This window comes from Kitasatospora sp. SUK 42 (assembly GCF_015776785.2).
Taxonomy (GTDB): Bacteria; Actinomycetota; Actinomycetes; order Streptomycetales; family Streptomycetaceae; genus Kitasatospora.
On sequence record NZ_LFMD02000020.1, the window covers coordinates 1 to 6,263 of the forward strand.

General features: G+C 64.9%; 4 protein-coding genes. 3 read left to right on the forward strand and 1 reads right to left on the reverse strand.

Translation table 11 applies throughout. The features are described 5' to 3' along the window. The first annotated feature begins 269 nt into the window (after positions 1-269). Complete coding sequence (locus RZ50_RS28145; protein WP_196947641.1) at positions 270-476, forward strand: hypothetical protein; 207 nt, start codon at positions 270-272, stop codon at positions 474-476. A 1,173-nt stretch (positions 477-1,649) separates the two neighbouring features. On the opposite strand, the gene RZ50_RS29600 is transcribed toward RZ50_RS28145, so the two are convergent. Continuing rightward, positions 1,650-1,784, reverse strand: coding sequence for a hypothetical protein (locus RZ50_RS29600; RefSeq protein ID WP_374200002.1), 135 nt, complete (start codon positions 1,782-1,784; stop codon positions 1,650-1,652). A 122-nt stretch (positions 1,785-1,906) separates the two neighbouring features. On the opposite strand from RZ50_RS29600, the gene RZ50_RS28150 reads away from it, so the two are divergent. Further along, on the forward strand, positions 1,907-4,960 hold the full coding sequence (locus RZ50_RS28150; protein WP_196947639.1) for a lantibiotic dehydratase: 3,054 nt from the start codon (positions 1,907-1,909) through the stop codon (positions 4,958-4,960). Then, the coding region (locus RZ50_RS28155; RefSeq protein ID WP_217681001.1) for a lanthionine synthetase C family protein at positions 4,957-6,263 on the forward strand (1,307 nt) is incomplete at its 3' end. The genes RZ50_RS28150 and RZ50_RS28155, both read left to right, overlap by 4 nt.

Genomic DNA, 6,263 nt, shown 5'->3' on the forward strand with positions numbered 1-6,263 from the left:
GGCCAACAACCCGAGCCCGACGAACGTCCTCGCCTGGGACACAGCTCTCCTCATCTCCTGAAGCTCAGGGGCTACTACCAAGGACCTCCTCCGACACCCTGCGATCAGGAGCAAGCTGGAACAGGGACACGGGCGCGTAAGCGATCGTCGACCTCGACAGCCCGAAGCACGGCGACGGACGGCGCCACGCGCACCCGGTTGTCAGCGGCAACCGGGCACTGAGCACGGGGGCGTGGTCGTCGCCGTGCCCGGACGCTCGGGTGGGCTTCGTGACCGACATCCGCGCCACCGCCGCCCTGGAGGGCGTGCCCATGCTGATGACCGTCTTCACCGCCGCCCTGGACCGCGCCCCCGCCCCCGCCGCCGAGCTCGCCGACCTGCGCTGGACCGACGGCCGCGACGACACCCTCCACCTCGCCCCGGCCGTACGCGACCACCTGCTGCCCCTGCTGCGCGAGCGCGGCGATTTGGCGTAGGTCGCGGGAACGCTGTTCGGATTCGCGTGCAGGTTCGGGCGGCAGGACTGAGCGAGAAGAGCGGGAGGGCCGTGATCGCCAAGGGCGGTGACGGCCCTCTTCTGTTGTTCCGGTTGGGCGTCCTCGTCAGGCGGGGTTGCGCGGAGGGTGGTGAGGGCGTCCAGGGTGACGGGCGTGATGGCGAGGGCGTGGTCGGTGCTTGGTATTCCTCCAGGCAGGCCCGCGCCGAGTCGGTTTCGGCCTCGATACGCACGGGTCCGATCGCGTCAGAATCGAGTAGTCGCAGGTGCCGTGGCGGACGGAGTGGTCGCGTCCGAGCCGCACCGAGGTCTGCCGACGGCGTGTCGCGCCCCCGTTCGCGTCCCATCGATCCACCGGGCGGTGGACGCGTTTCTTGAGCAATGGCTTCTCAGTTCGATGGTTTGCGCCAAAGCGCCTGCCGAGGCATGGTGGATCGTAGTCGCATCATATTGGCCTTTCAGATGGTCGTGATGGGCTTCCACTTCACGCTCTGCCACACCCCCTTATGGGGGGGGATTCGCCGTCTTCCCGGCCCTGCCTGAGCGGAACCCCAATATTGGCGCGGCGAACGATTAGTGATGGCAGGTCGCGGCTACGTCTGTCGGGTTCGATCTTGCCACTCATCGTCACACCTCACGCCCCCTGCAGCGCTCAGGGCTTGAGGTGACTTCCTCACGAGTCAAGGAGTGGTCGAGGATGAATGAACTTGATCTCGATGTTCAACTTCATGCGCTAGTCGGAGAGGAAGGCGAAGCCGAAATGGAGAAGACAGGCACATGTGCGGGACTGCAGACCTGTGGAGCCACTTGCGGTAAAACGAGTTGTGGCGGCCAGACATGCGCTTCATGCGCGACGTGCAGCCAGACGTGCTCGGGTGCGACGTGCTCGGGTGCGACGTGCTCGGGTGCGACATGCCCCCCGGCCTGTCCGCGGAGGTGAGGATTCATTGCCACGCTCATCAAGGAACCTGCCAATCGAACGAAATTCGCGATGGGGAAATGCCTGGTGGTCGATGAATGGATGTAAGACCTCCTGCGCTGCCCGCGGGTATCGAGTCGTATCGGGTAGGTGCGCCACGAGGCGCCATGGAGTCGAGTGAGGTGAGAGACCTCCACCGCCGGGTTGTCACAGCAACCCGGCTAAGAGGGCATTTTATTTGGGGAGCCTGCGAGTGCAGATGATGGCCGCTGCGATGCCGGCGAAGGCGGCGAAGTGGTCGGCCTCGCGTTCGTAGCGGCGGTGGAGCACGTGGAAGTCGCCGAGCCGGGCGACGGTGCGTTCGATCACCCGCCCAGAGGTCGCGACGAACACGATCGCCGCCAACAGCTCCCGGCCCCTGCCCTGCGGCCGAGTCGGGTGGGGTGCCGCGCTGAACTGTCTTTTCTGGGCAGATTTGTGAGGTGTAATGCATGAAGCCGTTGTATCGGGGTGTCGAGTTTGGATTGTTGCGTGCGCCGGTATTGCCGTGTGATGGTGCGCATGCGGGTGGCGGGTCGGTGGAGGAGCTATTCGCGAATCAGGCGGGGGTTCGTGAGGCTCTTCTGGCTGCTGGTGGTTCTGCTGGTGGGCTTTTGGATCAGGATCCGGATCGTTTATCGACCAAGCGGCGACTGCGGAGAGAGTTGACTCTTACTCGGTATTTAGTGCGTATGTCTACTCGGCCGACGCCGTTCGGGTTATTTTCCGGTGTTGCTCCTGTCCGATTTGGGGGTGGAGGTCGTGTCGTGTGGGCGGGGCGGCATCGTAAGGCCGTGCGCCCGGATATGGGGTGGCTGCGGGGGGTGACCGCTGTGCTGGAGCAGCGTCCCGCTGTTCTGTCTTCTCTGCGGGTGGGGTTGAATGACCTTTGCTTTCGGCGTGGCGGGCGTTTGGTGTTGCCGTACCTTCCGGTCACCGGTGCGGAATCCGTTGATGCCGACAGGCGGGGTAAGGAACTGTCTCTGGGGATCACGCAGGTCGTGGAGGGGGTGCTCGCGTTGCTGTCGGCTCCTGTTGCGGCGACCGATCTGCAGTCGGCAATTCTTGAGATGGTTCCGACGGCGTCCGAAGAGGCTGCGTTGGAGCTGTTGTCCGCTTTGGTGGGGCAGGGTGTGCTCGTGACGGATCTTCATCCGCCTTTGAATGTGGGAGATCCCCTGGGTCATGTGCTTGCCCGTCTGCCCCGGGACGGTGTTGCCGAGGTGGCCGAGTTGGTGAAGTGTCGGGACGGGCTGGAGTCGTTCGGGCAGTGCGAGGTGGGCGAGGGGGCTGCTGCGTGGCGGGGTGTCACAGAGCGGATGGGTGCCCTTCATGCAGCCGCGCACGAGGTTCAAGTTGACCTTGCGCTGGGAGTGGACGTCGAACTGCCGCGTGTCGTGGTCGGCGAGGTGGAGCGGGCGGCGACGGTGTTGTGGCGGGCATCGCCTAAGGAAGAACCCGAGCCTATGCGGGAGTACCGTACGAGGTTCCTTGAGCGGTATGGCTCTGACGGCCTTGTTCCGTTGGGTGAGTTGCTGGATCCGGACATCGGCATGGGGCCGCTTGGATGGTCGGCCTCGTCGACGCGGACAGATGGGCGGGCGCGGGACAGGATCCTGGGCAAGTTGGTGGGTGATGCGCTGGCCGGAGGCCGCCGCGAGGTCGTTCTCGACGAAGCGGTTGTTGATCTTCTGTTCTCGGCCTGCCCTGAGAAGCCGGATGCAGCCCCGCCGGCAGTGGATGTCTACGCCACGCTGCTCGCAGGATCCGTTTCTGAACTCGCAAAGGGCGACTTCCAGTTAGTGCTGGACAGTTGCCCTTGGGGGCGTGTGGCGGGTGCCACGATGGGCCGCTTTTCCCACGTCCTACCCGATATGGAGGCCGGCCTGGACAAGGTCGCCGCATGTGTCGCAGAAGTGGTACCCCATGCGGCCGGCCTTTCATGGCAGGTACGGGACCCTCGCTACGAGAACGTCGCGAGAGTGCCGGTCAGACACCGCGTGCACGTGAATGTCGGGTCCTTCCCCGGACCTGCGGACGCTCGCACCCTCGATGTCGGCGACATTGCCGTCGGTGCCGACAGTCACGGCTTCCGCTTGTTCTCCCTGTCATTGGGGCAAGAGATCCGGCCGATGCACGGCCACCAGCTCATTTGGACTTCAGCTCCTCAGCCGGCGCAGTTCCTTGTCCAGGCGTTTTGGAGTCGTGTCCGCGGCTGGCCGATGTGGGAGTGGGGCGCGCTCGATGTCCTGCCGTTTCTGCCGCGTGTCCGCTATGGCCGGTCTGTACTCTCCTGTGCTCGATGGCAGTTGGACAAAGACCTCTCCCGCGCCTTCGGCTCAGGGGGCCGCCGGGAGTGGCTTGAGGCCTTCGACGCCTGGCGCGTGGCACACCATGTTCCCGACGTGGTCGCGGTGGGCCACGACGACCAGAGGCTCTCCCTCAACCTGAAAGTGTCGTCCCAACGTGACGTGCTGTGGGACGAGATCATCCGAGGAGGGCATGACACGCTCCATGAGGTACCCGGTGGGCTCGATCCCATGGCACACGGATGGCTGAATGGCCCCGACGGCCCGCACGTGGGACAAGTGGTCTTCCCCTTGGTGCTGGCAAAGCCCCCCGCCCAGGACCACGTTCACCCGCTTCCAGTCGGATCCCCAGGAAGAACAGTCCCAAGAATGCCGGGAGGGGACTGGCTCTACGCCAAGATCTACGGATCGGCCGCACGGCAAACGGAAATCCTGACACAGCGCCTGCCCGAGCTACTGAAGGCGGTCGACGAACACGTCGAGCGTTGGTTCTTCCTGCGCTACGCCGACCCCGAACCCCACCTTCGGATCCGATTCCACGGCACCCCTTCCACACTCAACCGGCACGTCCTGCCCCTCCTGCACGACTGGACGGCCGACCTCCACAGCGCGGGACTCGCCCGACGACTCGTGCTCGATACCTACACCCCGGAGACCGAACGATACGGCGACCCCGGCACGCTACCCCTGGCAGAAGACGTCTTCCACGCCGACAGCCTCGCTGTGCTACACCAACTCATCACCACAAATGACACCCCGCTCGAAGTAGTCACCGCAGCACACTGCATCGACATCGCCCGACACGCGCACCACCCGGACGACTGGGCGGATTGGTTCCTCCGAACCTACCCGCGCTCCGTCCCTGGCCTGAGACACGACGACACACACATCACGGTCGCCGACTTCATCACCTTCGACCCACCCGGACCAGGCCCCCGAATCCAGCGCACCCCGCACCTGGCCCAAGCCTGGGCACAGCGCGGTATAGCCATCACCCGCTACGCCGGTCAGCTTCGATGCCGCCCGGACCCGCTGGCCAATCGTCATGGCTGGGCCTGCCGACTGGAATCCGTGCTTCACATGCACTGCAACCGCATGCTGGGCTCCCGTCGGCTTGAGGAAAAAGCCTATGTAACCGCCCGGAACGCAGTCCAAGCCCGACTCGCCCGCCAGACGGCAGGCCAGGAGACCCCATGAACGAGCACAAGACGAGGCTCCGTATCAGTATGGCGGCCGAGCAACTTGCCCTCGAACTCGCGGACCGGCTCAGAAACGCCCTCCCAACGTGGCTCGAAGGCCGTGTTCGCCTCACCGATCGATATGAAACCAATACCCACAGCGCCACCTGGCAGCGCGCAACCCTCAACGGTCACGCCGGCATCGCCATCCTCTTTGCCCACCTCGGCCACCGGAGTGGCACCCCCGACCCGTCGACACATGACTATCTACGCGAAGCCGTCACCGCACTCCAAGCGACAGCACAGCCCCGCGGATCCCTCTATTACGGGATTCCAGCAGTCGCCCTGGCCGCCGCAACCGCGGCACAGGAACCCGCGCACTACAGCAACCTCCTGTCCTCCCTCGACCAGGCAATTGCGTCCGCCGTCGAACGCACCGCAGCCTCATCACGCCAGCACCGCACCACAGCCCACGCAGGCACCACACCCTCTGCCTACGACGCCATCAGCGGACTCAGCGGAGTTGGCCGCTACACCCTGGCCCGTGGCGAGCGCATGCGCTCCAGTACCAAGACGGTGCTGGAGAGCCTGGTCAAACTCACTGAACCCGTCATGGTCGACAACCGTCCCACACCGGGCTGGTGGATCGCCGACCCACCACCATCCTCACACCTGAACCGTTTCACCAACGGCTACTTCGACCTCGGCATCGCCCACGGAATCGCCGGACCACTGGCACTCCTGTCTCTCGCAGCCTTGCGCGGATTCACCGTGAGTGGCCAGACATCGGCTATCGAACGCATCGTCGACTGGCTGCTCTTGTGGACACTCACCGACGAGCACGGGCCCTACTGGCCCACCATCGTGAGCTTGGAGGAAGAGCGCGGCCAAGCCCCCCGGCCAGAGAGTCGGTCCCGGGGAGGCGCCTGGTGCTATGGAAGCCCCGGCATCGCCCGCGCCCTCCAACTCGCCAGCCAGGCCCTCACTCGGCCCCAGTGGGAACAAACCGCCATCGCAGCCACCAGGGCCGTATTCGACCGCGCCAGCGACATGGACACCCTCTACGATGCGGGCCTGTGCCATGGCTGGGCCGGCCTGCTGCAACCACTCCTGCGCATCACCGAAGACAGTGACGACCAGAACCTGCAATCACACATTCCCGAACTCACCGAACGCATCATCGAGCAGTACGATCCGGCCCTTCCCTACGGGTACCGCCACTACGACCTTGAGCCCCGCCCCTTCGACGACCTCGACGACGCCGGCTACCTGACTGGAACAACAGGAATCGCACTCACGCTCCTCAACGTAGCCGACCTCAC